Below are 18,476 nucleotides of genomic sequence, written 5' to 3' on the forward strand. Positions count from 1 at the left end.
CCGACACACCAACGACGCCCCACCGACACACCAACGACGCCCCGCCGACACACCAACGACGCCCCACCGACACACCAACGACGCCCCACCGACACACCAACGACGCCCCGCCGACACACCAACGACGCCCCACCGACACACCAACGACGCCCCACCGACGCACCAACGACACACCAACGACGCACCAACGACACACCAACGACGCCCCAACGACGCTCCAACGAAGCCCCAACTACGTCCCCGCTACGCTCCAAACTCGCACCAAATTCATATATCCTGCGGCACGCTGTTGTAAAACATACAAAACCTAAAACAAAAAAAAGGCGCCCACACAGGCACCTCACGCATTCCTCTTCATCGCCCCGCCGGGCTGCTCGCACACGACCAATTTATTTTTGCCCGTCCGCTTCGCCTCGTACAGCGCTTCGTCAGCGCCTCCGAACAGTTTCTCTTTGCCCATCCCGCGGCCATAAGCGTGCAGCCCGATGCTGACCGTGGCAACATAATTGTCTAATTCCGAATGGTGGATGCTCTCGATGCGTTTGCGCATATTTTCCAGAAGCAGCACAACCTCATCCAGCGATTTTTCCGTGAAAATAACAGCGAATTCCTCGCCTCCGTAACGCGCAGCGAAATCATGGGCGCCCGCCGACTGGCTGATCGTCTCGGCGACCCGTTTGAGAACAATATCTCCGGCCCGGTGCCCATAAGTGTCGTTCGTTTTCTTGAAGTTGTCGATGTCCAGCAAAGCAATGTGCAGTGACAATTGTCCTGTCTCGCTTTGCTCGATCAGTCTGTCCAAATATTCATGGAACGTCATGTGATTGTACAACCCGGTCAAGGCGTCCGTCTTGGCCAGCTTGTCCATTAACGTGTTCTGAATCATCAGCTCCTGCTTCGATTCAAGCGTTTGCCGCAAATCGCGCTCAAGCTCGGCGGAACGACTCATGAAAGCATCGATAATGTAAGCGGCGACCGTTAACGAGGAAGCGACGATGAAGATGTGCTTCGGCGCCAAGTACGGAAGCTGATAGCCTCGAATCAGGAACATTGCCGCGTAGCTCGCCAAAGCAAGCGCATACGAGAAAATCACTTTGCTTCGGCGCAAATAAAACATCGAAACGAGCAAGGGCAAAAAGCATGTAGTCACCACGACGACCGTCTGATAATGGAACACCATCAGAATGAACGAATAATAAGCCATTCCCGAAATCATAATGTAATCTCCGCCGCGGTGAAACAGGCGAAGCAGCAGCTCCATCAAACTGAGACCGATCAGCCAAAAGAGCGCAGTCGGGGCTAACAAACCGTACATATAGGCAAGCGGGTCCGGCTCTGTCCACATATAGGCAAACTGGGCTACTATGCCGATTCCGAACAGCACCCAGTACAAATTTAACATTTTGCGGCTCCAGCGCAGAGGGTCTCCTCCGGCCGCGGCGATCTTTTTTATCATTCGATACACTCCACCGTGACAATCAGTCTATCTACCATCATATCATTTCCAAAGAAAGGATGGAACGGGACTTTTCGCACAATTCGACAAACTCTAAGGCAGCCGGCTTGATCCTCATGTCCAATAGTTGGTTGTATATCTCTCAATCTCCCGACATACACTGAGAAGGAAGCGTTGCGATGCACCGAGCTATTGACCCGGTAGGAAAGGAGTGAGCCTTTTGGAACTGTTCACCTTGATACTGATGGAGCCCTCGGAGGAAGCGTCCTTAGAGCTGGCGCAGCGCCTGCAGGATGCGTTCGGTCCTTTACATAACAGTCCGAATGGAGTTGCGGTACAAGCCTTGCAGCTGGAGGGGCATTCGGTTGTGAGAGTGGAGGCGATCCTGCCGGGTTTCCAGCTTCACGAGCAAGGAGAGGCGGTCTATTCGCGGGCGGGAGACGCGATTGCCGGCTACGTCCAGGAGCGCTGGGAGAGCGCCATTTTGAAGGATCTCATCATTCGCGAATATCACTATACGAGTCAAGAGGACGTAGAGCATATTCAGGGGTATTGCAAGCAGTTTTTGTTTTATGATCACGAAGGCTTGATTTCCAGCGACGAAATCAATAATCGCAGGCGATATAAGATCGCTGCTGCAGTCACGGAGTACCTTCGAGCGCAAACACGGCTCAACCTGGAAGGATTTTTGCGGTTCCGGCTCAACGATTATATCGATGAAATGCGCGAAGTCGTGGAATACGCTATCGATGAATTTATGATGGACCGCCAATATCAGGAATTCATCTCCCTGCTGAAATACTTTGTGTATATACAGGAAGCGAAAATTCCAGCCGCTCATCTCGTGCACAAAGGCGGACATGAATTTTTGATCCTGAACGACAAGTGGGAGCCGATCGATACGAGCGCCCTCGATTCTTCGTTCACGCTGGAAATTCTCGATAAGGACATCAATTTGGAGGATATGATCGTTAGCACCCTGATTACGGTTTCGCCCCAGACGATTTTTATTCATACTCGGGAGCCGGATCAGCAGGTCATTCATACGATCACCCAAATTTTTGAAAACCGCTCGACGGTATGCTCGTATTGCCGGAGCTGCCAAGCCCATTTCGGAGAGGTCAAGATGCACGATCAGCTCTCGCCTTGACCGCGGCGCCGCTCGCAGTTATAATGTTTCTCATGAAGCGATGATCGAAGCCATGAATTCACGGACCGGCTGTTCAGAGAGAGGGGCCCCGGGTGCAAGCTCCTTCCGTCCGCCCATGAATTTACCTCTTCGTAGCTGCGAAGTGGAACGCGGAACCTAGCTCCGTCATTATACCTCGCCGGTTTATTCCCGTTACCGAATCCTTGAGGATGGCCGCCTGCGGGCGCGCTGTCGAAGTAGGGTGGAACCACGAGCCGATCACAGCACACACTCGTCCCTTTGCGGATGCGGTGTGTTTTTTATTTTGTCCAAATGCCAAGGAGGTTGACCCCCATGACGATCAAAATCAAGCTGCCCGACGGTGCCGTTCGCGAATACGAGCCGGGCACTACAGTCGAGCAAGTTGCCGAATCGATTTCGCCGGGGCTGCGCAAGAACGCCGTTGTCGGCAAACTGAACGGCAAGCTCGTCGATCTGAGCACGAAGCTCGAAAGCGACGCTGAGCTCGCCATTATTACCCTTGACAATGAAGAAGGTCTTGAAGTATACCGCCATAGTACGGCGCATTTGATGGCGCAGGCGATCAAGCGCATCTACGGGCAGAAGGCCGTTAAGCTTGGCATCGGGCCGGTCATCGAAGACGGCTTCTATTACGACATCGATATGGAGCAGTCGCTGACGCCGGAAGATCTCGTCAAGATTGAGAAAGAGATGGAGCGCATCACGCAGGAAAATCTTGCGATTACCCGCCGCGTCGTCTCCCGCGAGGAAGCGCTGCGCATCTTCGGCGAGCTGGAAGATCCGCTGAAGCTGGAGCTCATCAACGAGCTGCCGGAAGACCAGACGATTACTATTTACGATCAAGGCGAATTTTTCGATCTGTGCCGCGGCCCGCATTTGCCGTCTACCGGCCGGATCAAGGCGTTCAAGCTGCTCAGCGTCGCCGGCGCATACTGGCGCGGTAATTCGAATAACAAGATGCTGCAGCGCATTTACGGAACGGCGTTTCCGAAGAAAGCGCAGCTGGACGAGCATCTGGAGCTGCTTGAAGAAGCGAAGAAGCGCGACCACCGTAAGCTCGGCAAAGAGCTGGGCATGTTCACCTTCTCGCGCGAGGTCGGCCAAGGCTTGCCGCTCTGGCTGCCGAACGGCTCCAAGCTGCGCCGCGTGATGGAGCGCTACATCGTCGATCTGGAAGAAAAGCTCGGGTACGATCACGTTTATACGCCGGTGTTGGCCAACGTTGAGCTGTATAAAACGTCCGGCCACTGGGAGCATTACCATGAGGATATGTTCCCTGTGATGCAGCTCGATAACGAAGAGCTGGTGCTGCGCCCGATGAACTGTCCGCACCATATGATGGTGTTCAAGAGCGAAATGCGCTCTTACCGCGACCTTCCGGTACGAATTGCCGAGCTCGGCACGATGCACCGCTACGAAATGTCCGGCGCTTTGACCGGGCTGCACCGCGTGCGTGCGATGACGCTGAACGACGCTCACATTTTCTGCCGTCCGGATCAGATCAAGGAAGAGTTCGCCCGTGTCGTCAACCTGATTCGTCAAGTATATGAAGACTTCGGGATTAAGGATTACCGTTTCCGTTTGTCGTACCGCGATCCTAACGATAAAGAGAAGTATTATAACGACGATGCCATGTGGGAGATGTCGCAGCGCATGCTGCGCGAGGTTGTCGAAGAGCTCGGGCTTCCGTTCTACGAAGCGGAAGGCGAAGCGGCATTCTACGGACCGAAGCTCGACGTACAAATCAAGACGGCTCTCAAGAAGGAAGAGACGCTCTCGACCGCACAGCTCGACTTCCTGCTGCCGGAGCGCTTCCAGCTCGAATACATCGGCGAAGACGGACAGAAGCATCGTCCTGTCGTTATCCACCGCGGCATTATTTCCACGATGGAGCGCATGACTGCATTCCTTCTGGAAAATTTCGCGGGTGCGCTGCCGACATGGCTGTCGCCGGTTCAAGCGAAGGTGCTGCCGGTATCGCCGGCGTTCGAGGCTTACGCTCGCGAAGTAACGGAAAAGCTGCAGCGGGCGGGAGTCCGCGTGGAAGCGGACCTGCGCAACGAAAAGCTTGGTTATAAAATCCGCGAAGCACAGCTGGAGAAAATCCCGTATATGCTCGTCTGCGGCGAGGCCGAAGTACAGAACGGCACGCTGTCGGTGCGCAAACGGGGCCAAGGCGACTTGGGCGCGCAAAGCACGGAAGATGTCATCAAGCTGATTGCGGACGAAGTAGCGAATAAAGTCGTATAAATCAAAGAATGAAGCTCTGGAGGCGGATAATTTCCGTTTCCGGAGTTTTTTTTATTGCATGAAAATCGGCATACATATAGTACGGCCCAGCGGGGGAATCTACTATTGAAGCTCTGTAAAGTATAAACGGAAAGGAAATTGGACAACCTCCTATAGTAGGGGAGGTATCGAATTTTATGGAAATCGGAATGAGCATTACCAAGTGGTTCGGTATGCTGCTGCTTACGGTGATGGGGGGAACGAGCGTCGACCGCGATCTGGTCGCCTCGAATCATCAGCAGACAACGCCGGTACCTGCAATTGTCAGGGAACAAACACTGCTCGAGGATGAAGTAAAACCGGTAATTGCCTACGAGAAGCCGGATCTGCCGGAACGGGAATCGTCGCCGGAGACGTCGCGCAAGGTTGCCGTCAATTACAAGCTGGTGCCAAAGCTTAACAAAGATGCGTTACAATCATATAAGGCAGTGGAAGTCGTTGCTACAGGCTATTATGCAGGCAAAGAGTCGACAGGGAAGGCGCCGGGGCACCCGGAATACGGAATCACGTATTCGGGCGTGAAAGTTAAACGCGACGAATATGCGTTTTCCACCGTTGCTGCGGATCCGAAGGTGTTTCCGATTGGCACGGTACTTTATATTCCAGGGTACGGCTATGGGATTGTAGCGGATACGGGCAGCGCGATCAAAGGGAAGAAAATCGATTTGTACTTCGATACGAAGGATCAGGTGTTCCGTGAATGGGGCAAGAAGACGGTTACCGTACTGGTCGTCAAGAAGGGCGAAGGCAAGCTGACCGAAGTGATGATGAATGAGCTGCAGAACGAAATTTTGAATACACCTGCCATTTAGGCGGGTGTTTTTTTTGGCTTGTTAAGTAAAGGGGGGGGCTAAAGTGCCCGGTATTATCGCCATGTCGAAGGCCGCTGGGATTTAACAAAATTAACGCCTTCAAAGCCGCTTAATTCAGGAACCCGACCACAGGACCTTGCAGTTCGCAGCAAAGCGGCATGCAGCCAAAGGCCTGGTGTTGGCTTTGCAGCAATTACCACTGATGAAAACTAACGCTGCAGTACATCATAGTACCGGGGAGGTGATTGAGATGGCAAAGAAAAAGAAACAACAACTTCAAGACACTGAATTTGCTGCGGAAGCAGTGAATGTGACAACCGAGCCAGCTAACGCACCTAAGGCCGGTAAAACGAAATAAGCGCTAAAACCTTACACATATGCAAGCTTGAACACGGGAGAAGCGCCGCTTCTCCCCTTTATTTTGCATAAAGTAGTATTCAAACGGCCCTGATTGTAGTAAAATAAGAGCATTGTTAAGTTATATGACGTGTGGGAGATAGGTGAGTTCTCATGATAACTTCAGCGATGTCAAACGATCAGCCGCTAAAGTGGACGAAACGAAAAGCTGCCGACGTATACCCGTTCCTGGAGACGTATATTGCTCGTAAAGAGCAAGCCATCGCCGAAATTGAGCAGGTTGTGGCCCGTTACGAGAAGAAGCGCCTGATGGAGGATCGCGCTTATCAAGCCATGTCTCCGCTCCGCCGGATGATTAGCGGCAAGAAGCCGGATCATCATTTGGCCGTGGAATATATTCATTATGTGAAGAAGCCGATGGAGCAGGTGAAGCGGCTGCGCGCCGAGGTTGAACAGGCTAAGGCGATATTGACGCAATCCCAGCCGCATGACGATGTGCATGTGCCGGAGGACTTAGGATCGTAACAAGCATACCGAAGGATGGATGTAACCTTGCCCGGGCGTTGATAACGCTCGCTGCAAGGTTATTTTTGTTCGTAAAAAAAAGCGCCCTCTCCGGGGGAGAAGACGCCGTGCGGTTAAGGCTTGAGATCGGATTTGAGCGTGCCGAGATCGAGGAACCCGTCTTCGGTGCTGTAGGCCGGTACGCCGTGAATGCCGACGTCGAGGCCGACCAGCTCCTCGTCGCGGGACACGCGCAGCGGCGTCAGCTTGCCGATCCATTTGCAAGCGATCCACGTGGCGGCAAAGCCCCAGATACAGCAAATGAGCAGGCCAAGCGCCTGTGCGCCGAGCAGCGACCAGCCGCCGCCGTAGAACAGTCCGGCATAGCCTTGGCCGACATTCGCCGTCAGCTCCGGCATCGCGAACAGGCCGACGGCAAGCGTGCCGATGGAGCCGCTGACGCCGTGCACCGCAAACGCGCCGACTGGATCGTCGATACGGCGAGATTCAAGAAATTCGGTAGCGAACACCATGGCAATGCCGCAAACGATGCCGATACCGATGGCGACGATGTCGGAGACGAAGGCACAGCCGGCCGTGATGCCGACCAGGCCCGCCAATGCCCCGTTGATGACCATCGGCGGATCCGCCTTGCGGTAGCGCAGCATCGTAAACAGAATGCAGGTGGCCGAGCCGGCGGCTGCCGCCAGCATTGTTGTTACCGCAATATGTCCGATGGAGCTGTTCGTGGCGCTGAGCGTAGAACCGGAGTTGAAGCCGAACCAGCCGAACCAAAGAATGAAGGCGCCGACCGATGCAAGCGGCAGGTTGGACGGAGGGACGATATTCACCGATCCGTCGGAGCCGAACTTGCCGATTCGCGGACCGACGAGTATGGCCGCCGCCAGGGCGGAGAAGCCGCCCAGAGCGTGAATGACGGCCGAGCCGGCGAAGTCGATCATGCCGAGCTTGCCGAGCCAGCCGCCGACGCTCCATACCCAGTGGCCGGCGATCGGATATATCAGTCCGGTCATGACGATCGTATACAGGATATAGGCCCGGAAATTGATGCGTTCGGCTACCGCGCCGGATACGATCGAGATAACGGCGATGACGAAGGCGCTTTGAAACAGCCAATACGTTTCCTTCGATATCGTCAGATTAATGTGGGACAGGTCCCCGTTAAGCAGAAACCCGCTAGTACCGATGATGCCGAAGGCGTCTTTGCCGTACATGAGTGCGAAACCGAAGAAGTAGAAGATAAGAGCGCCGAAGGCGATGTCGACGAAAACCTTCATAATAATGCTTACCGCGTTTTTTTGCCGGACGAAGCCGGCCTCGAGCAGAGCGAAACCGCCTTCCATCAGCAGAATCATTGCAGCCGTTAATACAACCCAGATCGTATCAAGACCGCTTGCAAGCGTCTCCAGGCTCATGATTTGGCCCCTTCCACCGGATGATAGCTAACATGAATAAAGCTGTTGACACCAATTATACGGGGGTGTCGAAGAAACTGTCAATAAAATGCGTAAGATAAAGTGACAATGAAGGCTTAATATTCGGATTTTCTGTATTATATGACGTATCGTGTTAGATATAAAATCAGTCTCGGGACCGATTCCCGCCTCCACCCCTCGTCTCTTCTCAAGAGCGGGTTGATTCGGTACACTGAAGCTACAGTACAAATCGTTCAAGACCGGGCCCAACCGAATCGATTTCCGGAGCCGGTCACACGTCATCGGAGGGAATAACATGCTGCAGCGCGTCTTTATAGGATTGTTGCTGGTTGGCGCCGGCGTTTTGTTTTTGCTGAATCAGACCGGGCTGATTACGATTAATATCGGCGAGCTTTTGCGCACCTACTGGCCTGTGTTTATTATTATCGCGGGGGTAAACGGTATGCTCGCCTCTCTGCGTTACGGATGGAGTGCGGCGATTTGGAACGTGGTCGTATGCGGGGTCGGCGTTATTTTCCTGCTGCATAATCTGGGAATCACGGGCTTGTCCATCGGAGAGATGTTCGCTTATTTGGGTCCTGTGGCGCTTATCCTGTTCGGGTTAAGCGTCATGTTCAAGCCGTCCTCTTCCGCCCCTCCATCTCCTCCAGTGGTGGATAAAGAGGGCGGCGATTTCAGGCACCCTGACCGTTCTTACTATGATATTTACGGGGAGGAGCCCCCAAGCATCGACGGGAAGACGGACACGCCAAAAGAAGGCTGCAGCGAGAACAACAAGGAGAATCCTAAGGAGAGCCGTGAGGAGATTCCAAAGGAGACTCAAAGGGAGATTCATAAGCAGATTCATAAAGACAGCTTTAAAGCGGATATGGAGAATTGGAAAAATCAGCTCAAAGCGGCCAAATGGGAGCATAAAAAAGCCCGCCACGCTTGGAAGGAAGATTGCCGTAATTGGCGCCACTACCAGCGTCAGTACGAAAACGAGCATAAGCACGAGTACATTAATACGTTCGGGCCCGGCCATGGGGCGGCGCAGCACAAGTCCGGCTTCATCGGCGACGTCGTGCTGGGTAAAGATTATTGGGAGCTGCAGCCGATGACCATATCCCACTTTATCGGCGATACGCTGATCGACCTGACGAAGGCGACCGTCCCTTACGGCGAGACGAAGATTGTCGTGTCGGCGTTCATCGGGGATGTGAAGATGCTCGTACCTGCTGATCTTGACCTGGAAATCTCCGTAAGCGCCTCGTCCTTCATCGGCGATATGCACGTGCTGGACCGTCACGAAACGGGGATGATGAGAAACCTGAGAACAGAGTCCGCAAGCTATGACGAAGCCGAGCGGAAAATCAAGCTGATCGTAAGCTCCTTCATCGGCGATGTCGTCGTACGGAAGGTGGGCTGACGTGAGGCTGGTGCTGAGACGAATTCGCGAATTTAATATGAAATGGCGGCTTATGGTGTATTTCTTTACGGCGAGCTTGCTCGCCGTAGCCTGCGTGTGGGTCGCCTTCCAATATTATAGAGATCAGCTTACCCGCGGCGATGTGCAGCTTGGGGTGTTCGCCGCGATTGTGTGCGCCGGTCAAGTAGTGGGCTATATTGCTGCCAAATGGATGCAGCGGAAAATCGATCTGCTGCACGTTGCGATCATCGAGCTGTCCAAAGGCAATTTCACGAACCGGATTCCGATTGAACCGAACGATCCGTTCCAGCAAATCTTCAGCGAATACAACCGGATGGCCAGGTCGCTTGGCGATCGCATGCAGCTGCTGCAGAAGCTTGGCGGGGACAAGGCTTTGGCCGAATACGCATCTACGGAAGCGGCAGTCATGGAGGAGCGGCGCCGGCTTGCCCGCGATCTGCATGATACGGTAAGCCAGGAGCTGTTTGCTATGCATATGTCCGCATCTTCGCTGCCGAAAGTGCTGGAGCGCAATCCGGACGCCGCCGCAGGACTGATGGATCAGTTGATCCGTATGTCTCATCACGCCCAGAAGCAAATGCGCGGATTGATCGCTCAGCTGAGGCCGATCGAGCTTCACGACAAATCGCTGCAGGAGGCGCTGGATATGTGGTTCCCGGAATATTGCCGAACGAATGAGCTGCAGGGTCAGCTGGATGTGAACGTGAACGGTGAGCTTCCGGAGGCTATGGAGCAGCAATTATTTCTAATTATACAAGAGAGCATGGCGAATATCGTCAAGCACGCTTCGGCTACGCAAGTGACGCTGCAGCTTCAGGATCACGGGCATCAATACGTGCTTCTCGTGCTGGATAACGGCAAAGGGTTTGCCAAGAGCGACCTGCCTTCGGCATCGCACGGACTGAGCACGATGCGGGAACGCGCACAGAAGCTGGGCGGCGATGTGGAGATCGTCAGCCGGATCGGCAGCGGTACGACGGTACGGGTGCGCATTCCGAAGTTCCCGGACAATGAAACGGAGAGGACGAACGAATAGTGATGGATACGGCGAGTGTGAAAGTGATGATTGTTGACGACCACGATATGGTGCGTACCGGGCTGCGTACGTATATGATGCTGGAGCCGTCGCTGGTTATAGCGGCGGAAGCGGGCAACGGTAAGGAAGCGCTTCAAAAGCTGGAGTCGATGACGCCGGAGGAGCGGCCCGATGTGATGCTCGTCGATTTGATGATGCCGGTCATGGACGGGATTGAAACGACGAAAGAAGTAACGAGACTATACCCCGGCATCCGCGTCGTCATGCTGACCAGCTTCCTGGAGGAGGCGAAGGTCGTGCAGGCGGTGGAGGCAGGGGCGTTCAACTATGTGCTGAAGACGGTTTCTTCCGACCAGCTGGTGGACACGGTGCTGAGCGCGGCGCGCGGCGTTCCGGTCATGAATTCGGAGGTGTCGCTTGCCTTGACCCGCGGTTTAAGGCAGCGTACGGCTCCGGGGGAAACGGACGACTTGACGGCGCGGGAGAAGGAGGTGCTGCTCTTGATCGCGGAAGGCAAAACCAACAAGGACATTTCCGAGGAGCTTCATATCAGCATTAAAACCGTGAAAACGCATGTCAGCAACTTGCTGATGAAATGCGAGCTCGAGGATCGGACGCAGCTCGCTATCTACGCGCACAGGAAGGGCTGGATGGACAAAGCGGGCAATTGACACATAAACAGCCAGCTGCGGGGGAAGCCTACTCTCCATAATAGGCCGGATTCCGGCATACAGGAGGAGCCTGGGCATGAAACCGCTGCAATCCCGTTTGGAGCATCAAGAAGAATCGTTCGACCGTGTCCGCGACGTGCTGACCGGCTTTCAATTTAACATCGGAGGCAACTGGGACTACGAGCACGGCTACTTCGACCGTTCTCTGGACGAGGCGCATAAAGTGTTTCTGCGCATCCCGTTCCAAGCGACGCGCGGAGTGATCGATGCGGAAAGCGCGCAGACCGGGGCCCGCGTAGAGCTGGGGCAGCCGTTCGTTCTGAAGCATGTGTATAATGAAGGCCTCGACCCGGAGGCGGAAGTGGAAGTGATGGGCGGGCTGGTCGACCAATTCTCGGCTCCGCTCGACCCGGATGCCGAAGTGGAGCAGAAGTGGGTCACGCAGGCTTCACAGCTTTTGGAGCAAGTGGAAGCGGAATTTTTGCAATAAAACCGAATCTTTTACCTCCGTTTATAGTTTCTTTAATGTGCGATTAAGGTTGAGGGTGCATGATAGAGGCATAGCCAGTTAATCATCTGCATTCGCCGGCGGCTCATACGAACCGATGGCCGGCGCAATCTTACCTTTATAAACGGAGGGCATATGCTATGGAAGACAACAACAACAAACGCGACTATGACGAATTCTTCAAGCCGCAGAAGGATCACGATGCCGAAGAACGGACCGGCAAAGCTGAGCAGCCTTCGTACTATTACTCTTACGGTCCTTATAAATCCGGAGCCGAGCGTCCGGAGAGCGAAGCGGAAGTGACCACGTATACGTCCGCGGCGAGCGGCTCGACGGGCAGCGTAGAAGTGTCGCCGCCACGTCCGGTTCGGCCGTTCGGCTATACGGACGGTTCCGGCCAGCAGACGACGTTCAACGGCTGGCAGGAGCAGAAGCGTCAGCGCACCTCGTTCAAGAGCGTGTTCTCCGCATTCCTTGCCGGTGCCGTCGTTGTAGGCGGGCTGATGTTCGCCGCCGACAAGACGAATATGTTTACCGGCGACGTGAAGCCGCTGACTTCGAGTCCCGCCGCTTCCCAATCGAATGCCGGCGGAACCGGCAGCGCGGGAAGCAACAACGGAGGCGCGACGACGGCGGCGCTCGACACATCCCGTCCTGACAACATTTCCGAGATTTTTAAGCAGGCAAGCCCGGCGGTCGTCAAGATCGAGACGAAGGTGAAGGCGCGCAGCGGCCGAAGCGGCAGCTCGCTGTTTTCGGATCCATTCTTCCGTCAATTTTTCGGAGATTCGTTCGACAATCAGCAGCCGCAGAGCGGCGACCAGCTCGTTCCGGGCGGAGCGGGGACCGGATTTATTTTCGAAAAGTCCGGCTACATCTTGACGAATGAGCACGTCATTGACGGCGCCGAGGAGATTTATGTTACGGTAGAGGGATACGACAAGCCGTTCAAAGCGACGCTGCTCGGCAGCAACTACGATTTGGACCTTGCGGCTCTGAAGATTGAAGGCGACAAGGATTTCCCGATTCTACCGATCGGCAACTCGGACACTGTTGAAGAAGGCGATTGGGTCGTTGCTATCGGCAACCCATACGACTTCGACCATACCGTCACGGTCGGCGTATTGTCCGCGAAGGAACGTCCGATTTCGATTCCGGACCAGAATGGTACGCGCAACTATAAGCACTTGTTCCAGACGGATGCGGCGATTAACCCGGGCAACTCCGGCGGACCGCTGTTGAACTTGAACGGCGAAGTCATCGGGATTAACACAGCCGTAAGCGCGCAAGCGCAAGGGATCGGCTTTGCCATTCCAACCAATACAGTGACTCAAGTTCTCAATAACCTGAAGAACAACATTACGATTCCGAAGGAGCCGGCTCCGTACATCGGCGTCCAGTTGTCCGATATTAGCCAGGATTGGGTTTCCGAGCTGAAGCTGGAGAATACGGAAGGCGCACTAGTCGCTTCCGTGCCTCGTCGTACGCCGGCGTTTACCGCGGGTATCCGTCAATATGACGTCATTACGGCAGTGAACGGCCAGAAGGTTGCGAACACCGCGGATTTGAAGAAGAAAATTGAAGCGGCGAAAGTCGGCGATAAGCTGACACTGACCATCGTGCGCAACGGTGCCAAGCAGGATGTCTCTGTTACAGTAGGAGACCGGAATGAAAATTCCGACCTGAATAATTAAGATACGGACCGTGCTTTTGGAGCAGAGGCTATCGGGGTTCCCGAAGCCCTGCTCCTTTTTGGTAAGCGGGAGTACGTGATACAATGGGAGTGCTTATGATGACGGGTTTAACGGGGAGGCTGAATCAGCCGGTGAGAGAGAAAATATTGGTCGTCGACGACGATGACAAAATTACGTCCATGCTGCGCCGCGCACTCGCTTTCGAAGGCTATACGGTGGCGACGGCGGCCAACGGGCTGGACGGGCTGAAGGCGATGCTGGAGCAGGATCCGGACCTGCTGATCCTGGATGTGATGATGCCGCAGGTAGACGGCTGGGAAGTCGTGCGCCGCATCCGCGAGGGCGGCAGCGACGTGCCGATTCTGATGCTGACTGCAAAGGATGAGGTTAGCGACAGGGTCAAAGGGCTTGACTTGGGCGCCGACGATTATTTGGTCAAGCCGTTCGCGCTGGAAGAGCTGCTCGCCCGCGTGCGCGTGCTGCTCCGCCGCCGTACCGAACGCGCGGAAGCGCCGACGAACCGCATCTCCTATGACGACTTGACGATGGATCTCGATACGCGCGAGGTGACCCGCGGCGATCAGCTCATTGAACTGACGGCGAAGGAATTCGAGCTGCTGCACTTGTTCCTGCAAAATCCGAAGCGGGTGCTGTCGCGCGACGTGATTATGGAAAAAATATGGGGCTACGATTATAGCGGCGAATCGAACGTGCTCGAAGTGTACATCGCCCTGCTGCGTCAGAAGACCGAAGAGTACGGGCATAAGCGAATCATTCAAACCGTTCGCGGCGCGGGCTATGTATTGAGAGGAGATTGACGATGTCGATTCGTCTCCGCCTCACCATGTGGTATACCGGAATTCTGGCGGGAACGCTGCTGCTGTTCGGAGCCGGGCTGTACTTTTTTCTGCACTACTACTTATACGATCAGATTCGCAGTGAAATGCAGGTGCAAGGAAACAAGACGTATCAGCGCATATTGCCGGTGTATTCGCTGCGCGGCAGCGGGCTCGATCTGCTCCTGGACGATACCGATGTGCTCTCCAGCAGCTATTATACGCAAGTGTACAATTTTACCGATAATACCGTCAGCCGTTCCTGGCTGCTGCAGCAGACCCGAACTACGCTGCCGGTTACCCAGGAAACGAAAAAGCTTCTGCAGGAGAAGGAAAGCTTTTTTGAGAAGATTACGTTATGGGATGAGCCGTTTCTCGTCTATAACAAACCGCTGTTCTTACCTACGTCCGGCGGGGGCTATCAGATCGTCGGCGTTCTGCAGATGGGGACGCGGATCGGAACGTTTGAACAATTTTTCCAGCTGCTTCAATATATTTTGTTTATGCTGGCCTTCGTTGCGATCTTTGCCGCTGCGACGGTCGGGCTGTTTCTGGCGCGCAAGGCGCTTATGCCGATCGATAAGGTGATCGCAGCGGCGAATCAAATCCAGCAGGGAGCCGATCTCGGCCGGCGCATCGATTACAACGGGCCTTATGACGAGGTCGGCAGGCTGACGCATACGATTAACGGGATGCTGGACCGCATTCACGCTATGTATACGGAGCTTGACGAAGCGTACCGGGCCCAGCGGCGGTTCGTGTCGGATGCTTCGCACGAGCTGCGGACGCCGCTCACGACGATTCGGGGCAACGTCGATTTGCTGGAACGGATGTGGACGCGTGCCGCGGAAGCTTCCGGTGAGGGGAACGACGGGCACGATCCGGAGCAGCTGCAGCTGTCGCTGGAGGCGATGAAGGATATCGCAGGCGAAGCGCAGCGGATGAGCCGGCTTGTCGGCGATCTGCTGTCACTCGCGCGGGCCGATGCGGGCGTGCAGATGGAGAAGGCGGAGGTCGAGCTGAAGCCGGTCGTGGAAGAAGTGGCGCGGCGGGCGGCGTTTCTCGACAGGAAGGCGGAATGGATCGTCGGGTCGCTGGAGGCGCTGGACGGCGTGCGCGTGACCGGAAGCCGCGATTATTTGCAGCAGCTGCTGTTCATTTTCATCGAAAATGCATTCAAGTACACGCCGGAAGGTACGGTGACGATGGATGCGGTCAGGGCCGACGGCCAGATCGGGATCCGGATTGCGGACACCGGCATCGGGATGGAGAAGGAAGAAGTCCCGCATATTTTCGAACGGTTTTACCGTGCCGACGAGTCGCGGGGCAGAACGTCCGGCACAGGCCTCGGGCTGTCGATCGCCAAGTGGATCATCGACGAGCACGGCGGTTCCATCGAAGTCATGACCCGTAAGGATACGGGGACCACTTTCGTCATCTGGCTGCCGGCGCGCTTTCAAGCGGCCCTGCAATAGTCTATAATTAATTTGATTCGATATACGTTGATTCCCACCAAAACCATTTGCGAACGGGGGCTGCAGCTGTTATGGAAGTTTTGAAAATATCCCCGCGCGGCTATTGCTACGGCGTTGTCGATGCGATGACGCTGGCGATGCAGACAGCAAAAAATCTCGATCTTCCAAGACCGGTATACATTCTCGGCATGATCGTGCATAACGCGCATGTAACGAAATATTTTGAGCAGGAAGGGATCGTGACCTTGGACGGCACGAACCGCCTGGATATTCTGGAGCAAGTGGACAAAGGCACCGTCATCTTCACGGCGCACGGCGTTTCCCCAGAAGTGCGCCGCCGCGCGGCAGAGAAGGGGCTGACGGTCGTGGACGCGACGTGCCCCGACGTTACCCGCACGCACGACTTGATCCGGGAGAAGACCGCGCAAGGGTACGAAGTGATCTATATCGGCAAGCAGGGGCATCCCGAGCCGGAAGGCGCCGTCGGCGTCGCTCCGGGCAAGGTGCATTTGATCGAGCGCCTCGACGATCTGGACGGTCTCGAGATTAAGGCGGAGCGGGTGCTTGTCACGAATCAGACGACGATGAGCCAATGGGATATTCGCCATCTGATGAATGGGGTTATCCAGCGATATCCGCATGCGGAAATTCATAACGAAATTTGTTTGGCAACCCAAGTGCGGCAGGAAGCCGTCGCCGAGCAGGCCAAAGAAGCGGATTTGACGATTGTCGTCGGCGACCCGAAGAGCAACAATTCGAACCGTCTGGCCCAGGTGTCGGAAGAGATTGCCGGGGTCAAGGCATACCGGATCGCCGATTTGTCCGAGCTGAAGGTCGAATGGCTGCTGCCGGTGCGGAAGGTGGCCGTTACGTCGGGTGCGTCAACGCCGACACCGGTGACGAAGGAAGTTATCGAATATTTGGAAGCTTTCGATCCGAAGGACGAGTCGACCTGGGAAATCAAGCGCACCATTAATATGAAAAAATTGATTACCGTACGGGGCTAAGCCATGGTGAAGACGAACCGAAACGCGGCTGCCGCATACGGAAAGTTCGACCGGCGCAAAGCGGGACGTTGGTTTCGTTATCAATATGTGCGGCTGCTGCGGGCGAAAGGCGGCCCCCACAGAGTAGCGCTTGGTTTCGGCATCGGCCTTGCGATCGAAATGTTCACTTTGCCGACCGGCGGACTTGCCGCTCTGCTCATCTTACCGCTCGTAGCGCTGCTCCGGGCCAATCTGGCCGCTGCCTTCATCGGCTTTCTGTTCGGTAAAATCATCTACGTACCGATGGCTTTTTTGAATGTCAGGGTCGGAAGCCTTGTGCTGCCGAAACAAGCGGAGCATTATTTTCTGCATCACCTTCCGCATTGGGCTGCGCGCGTCATGGAGAAAAGCTTGGCCTTGATCGTGGGCGGCATGATCGACGGCGTGCTGCTGGCGCTTGCCGCATACATTCCGCTTCGCATGCTGCTCACTTATACGGCGAATCGGCGCAAAGAGAAGCGGCGCGTCCGGCTTATGCAGGGATAGCCGCTTCTCTTCATTAAATCATTACAATTTCGTGCTTGACGGAATTCCGTCAAGCGTTGTATAGTTGCTTTAGCGAGTAAAAGCTTAAAAGCGTATAAGCGTTGAAGTGATACAGAACAAATATGGGAGAGTGGATTGCAATGATCGTCATTATGTCCAGCAAGGCCGGGGAAGAACGCATCCAGGAGATCGTTTCCATTATCGAGAAGCATGAAGTTCAAGCTCATGTGTCCAAAGGCGAAGACAAAACCGTCATCGGAATCATCGGCAAATTCGACCCGAAGCTGGGCGAGCACCTGCGTCAGCTGTCCGGCGTCGAGCAAGTTGTGAAAATTTCCAAGTCCTACAAGCTTGCATCCCGCGACTTCCATCCTGCGAACACCGTCATTAAGCTGAAGGGGGTTGAAATCGGCGGCGAAGAGCTGACGGTAATGGGCGGACCTTGCGCCGTCGAGTCGCCGGAGCAAATCGACGAAATCGCCCGTCTGGTGAAGGCTGCCGGCGGCCAAGTGCTGCGCGGCGGAGCATTCAAGCCGCGGACAGGTCCTTACAGCTTCCAGGGCGTTGGCGTTGAAGGCTTGAAGATGATGAAGGAAGCCGGCGACAAGCACGGCCTGCTGACGATCACTGAAGTCATGACGCCTGAATACGTCGACATCTGCGCCGAATACGCGGACATTCTCCAAGTCGGTACGCGCAACATGCAAAACTTCGATCTGCTCCGCAAGCTGGGCACGATCCAAACGCCGGTTCTGCTGAAGCGCGGCTTCAGCGCAACGTACGATGAGTTCCTGAACGCCGCCGAATATATTCTAGCGGGCGGAAATCCGAACGTTATGCTCTGCGAGCGCGGTATTCGTACGTTTGAGACCTACACGCGCAACACGCTCGACCTGTCGGCGATTCCGGTCCTGCAAAGCCTCAGCCACCTGCCGGTCATCTCCGACCCAAGCCACGGCACGGGCCGCCGCGAGCTGGTGGAGCCAATGGCGAAAGCCTCGGTAGCTGCGGGCGCCAACGGGCTGATCATCGAAATGCACACCGACCCGGACAACTCGATGACCGGCGACGGCGTACAATCCTTGTTCCCGGATCAGTTTGCCCGTCTGCTGCAGGATTTCGAGAAGCTCGCTCCATTGTTCGGCAAGCGTTTCGACGTTGCGAAGCAAGCGGTTCACGCTTAATAATACGGAAGCATTATTTTCCAATAACATTTGCCTTCCTCGAGGAATCGGGGAAGGCAATTATT

Annotated in this window: 16 protein-coding genes; 14 read left to right on the plus strand and 2 right to left on the minus strand. The window is 55.1% G+C overall.

The annotated features are described in order from the left end of the window. Nucleotides 1–340: 340 nt before the first annotated feature. The gene (locus tag ACFFK0_RS11200; RefSeq protein ID WP_377470267.1) at nucleotides 341–1,456 is read right to left on the minus strand and encodes a GGDEF domain-containing protein; all 1,116 of its coding nucleotides are present in this window, start codon (nucleotides 1,454–1,456) and stop codon (nucleotides 341–343) included. 220 nt (nucleotides 1,457–1,676) lie between these two features. Between ACFFK0_RS11200 and ytxC the strand changes: the two genes are divergently transcribed. The 4 genes from ytxC (at nucleotide 1,677) to ACFFK0_RS11220 (ending at nucleotide 6,610) form a co-directional block, all read left to right on the plus strand. After that, nucleotides 1,677–2,606, plus strand: a complete 930-nt coding sequence (ytxC, locus tag ACFFK0_RS11205) for a sporulation protein YtxC (RefSeq protein ID WP_377470268.1) — start codon at nucleotides 1,677–1,679, stop codon at nucleotides 2,604–2,606. 333 nt (nucleotides 2,607–2,939) lie between these two features. Continuing rightward, on the plus strand, nucleotides 2,940–4,877 hold the full coding sequence (gene thrS / locus ACFFK0_RS11210) for a threonine--tRNA ligase (protein WP_377470269.1): 1,938 nt from the start codon (nucleotides 2,940–2,942) through the stop codon (nucleotides 4,875–4,877). 176 nt (nucleotides 4,878–5,053) lie between these two features. Then, the gene (locus ACFFK0_RS11215) at nucleotides 5,054–5,728 is read left to right on the plus strand and encodes a 3D domain-containing protein (protein WP_377470270.1); all 675 of its coding nucleotides are present in this window, start codon (nucleotides 5,054–5,056) and stop codon (nucleotides 5,726–5,728) included. Between the two features lie 510 nt (nucleotides 5,729–6,238). After that, on the plus strand, nucleotides 6,239–6,610 hold the full coding sequence (locus tag ACFFK0_RS11220; RefSeq protein ID WP_377470271.1) for a hypothetical protein: 372 nt from the start codon (nucleotides 6,239–6,241) through the stop codon (nucleotides 6,608–6,610). 113 nt (nucleotides 6,611–6,723) lie between these two features. On the opposite strand, the gene ACFFK0_RS11225 is transcribed toward ACFFK0_RS11220, so the two are convergent. Beyond that, nucleotides 6,724–8,025, minus strand: coding sequence for an ammonium transporter (locus ACFFK0_RS11225; RefSeq protein WP_377470272.1), 1,302 nt, complete (start codon nucleotides 8,023–8,025; stop codon nucleotides 6,724–6,726). A gap of 316 nt (nucleotides 8,026–8,341) precedes the next feature. On the opposite strand from ACFFK0_RS11225, the gene liaF reads away from it, so the two are divergent. From liaF to aroF, 10 genes are all read left to right on the plus strand, one after another. Further along, nucleotides 8,342–9,454, plus strand: a complete 1,113-nt coding sequence (gene liaF, locus ACFFK0_RS11230) for a cell wall-active antibiotics response protein LiaF (protein WP_377470274.1) — start codon at nucleotides 8,342–8,344, stop codon at nucleotides 9,452–9,454. A 1-nt stretch (nucleotide 9,455) separates the two neighbouring features. Next, nucleotides 9,456–10,511: a sensor histidine kinase gene (locus tag ACFFK0_RS11235; RefSeq protein WP_377470275.1), complete on the plus strand. Its 1,056-nt coding sequence runs from the start codon at nucleotides 9,456–9,458 to the stop codon at nucleotides 10,509–10,511. A 2-nt stretch (nucleotides 10,512–10,513) separates the two neighbouring features. Beyond that, nucleotides 10,514–11,182 (plus strand): response regulator, encoded by a 669-nt coding sequence (locus tag ACFFK0_RS11240; protein WP_377470276.1) that lies wholly within the window; start codon nucleotides 10,514–10,516, stop codon nucleotides 11,180–11,182. Between the two features lie 76 nt (nucleotides 11,183–11,258). Next, on the plus strand, nucleotides 11,259–11,672 hold the full coding sequence (locus ACFFK0_RS11245) for a YugN family protein (protein ID WP_377470277.1): 414 nt from the start codon (nucleotides 11,259–11,261) through the stop codon (nucleotides 11,670–11,672). Between the two features lie 158 nt (nucleotides 11,673–11,830). Then, complete coding sequence (locus tag ACFFK0_RS11250; RefSeq protein WP_377470278.1) at nucleotides 11,831–13,384, plus strand: S1C family serine protease; 1,554 nt, start codon at nucleotides 11,831–11,833, stop codon at nucleotides 13,382–13,384. Nucleotides 13,385–13,515: 131 nt separating this feature from the next. Then, the gene (locus tag ACFFK0_RS11255) at nucleotides 13,516–14,202 is read left to right on the plus strand and encodes a response regulator transcription factor (protein ID WP_377470333.1); all 687 of its coding nucleotides are present in this window, start codon (nucleotides 13,516–13,518) and stop codon (nucleotides 14,200–14,202) included. 2 nt (nucleotides 14,203–14,204) lie between these two features. Next, on the plus strand, nucleotides 14,205–15,695 hold the full coding sequence (locus ACFFK0_RS11260) for a sensor histidine kinase (protein ID WP_377470279.1): 1,491 nt from the start codon (nucleotides 14,205–14,207) through the stop codon (nucleotides 15,693–15,695). Between the two features lie 71 nt (nucleotides 15,696–15,766). After that, a complete protein-coding gene (locus ACFFK0_RS11265) occupies nucleotides 15,767–16,702 on the plus strand; it encodes a 4-hydroxy-3-methylbut-2-enyl diphosphate reductase (RefSeq protein WP_377470280.1) in 936 nt (311 codons plus the stop codon). A gap of 3 nt (nucleotides 16,703–16,705) precedes the next feature. After that, nucleotides 16,706–17,227: a DUF2062 domain-containing protein gene (locus ACFFK0_RS11270; protein WP_377470281.1), complete on the plus strand. Its 522-nt coding sequence runs from the start codon at nucleotides 16,706–16,708 to the stop codon at nucleotides 17,225–17,227. A gap of 140 nt (nucleotides 17,228–17,367) precedes the next feature. Beyond that, nucleotides 17,368–18,411, plus strand: a complete 1,044-nt coding sequence (gene aroF, locus ACFFK0_RS11275) for a 3-deoxy-7-phosphoheptulonate synthase (protein WP_377470283.1) — start codon at nucleotides 17,368–17,370, stop codon at nucleotides 18,409–18,411. Nucleotides 18,412–18,476: the final 65 nt, after the last annotated feature.

This window comes from Paenibacillus chartarius (assembly GCF_042432825.1).
In the GTDB taxonomy this organism is placed as follows: Bacteria; Bacillota; Bacilli; order Paenibacillales; family NBRC-103111; genus Gordoniibacillus; species Gordoniibacillus chartarius.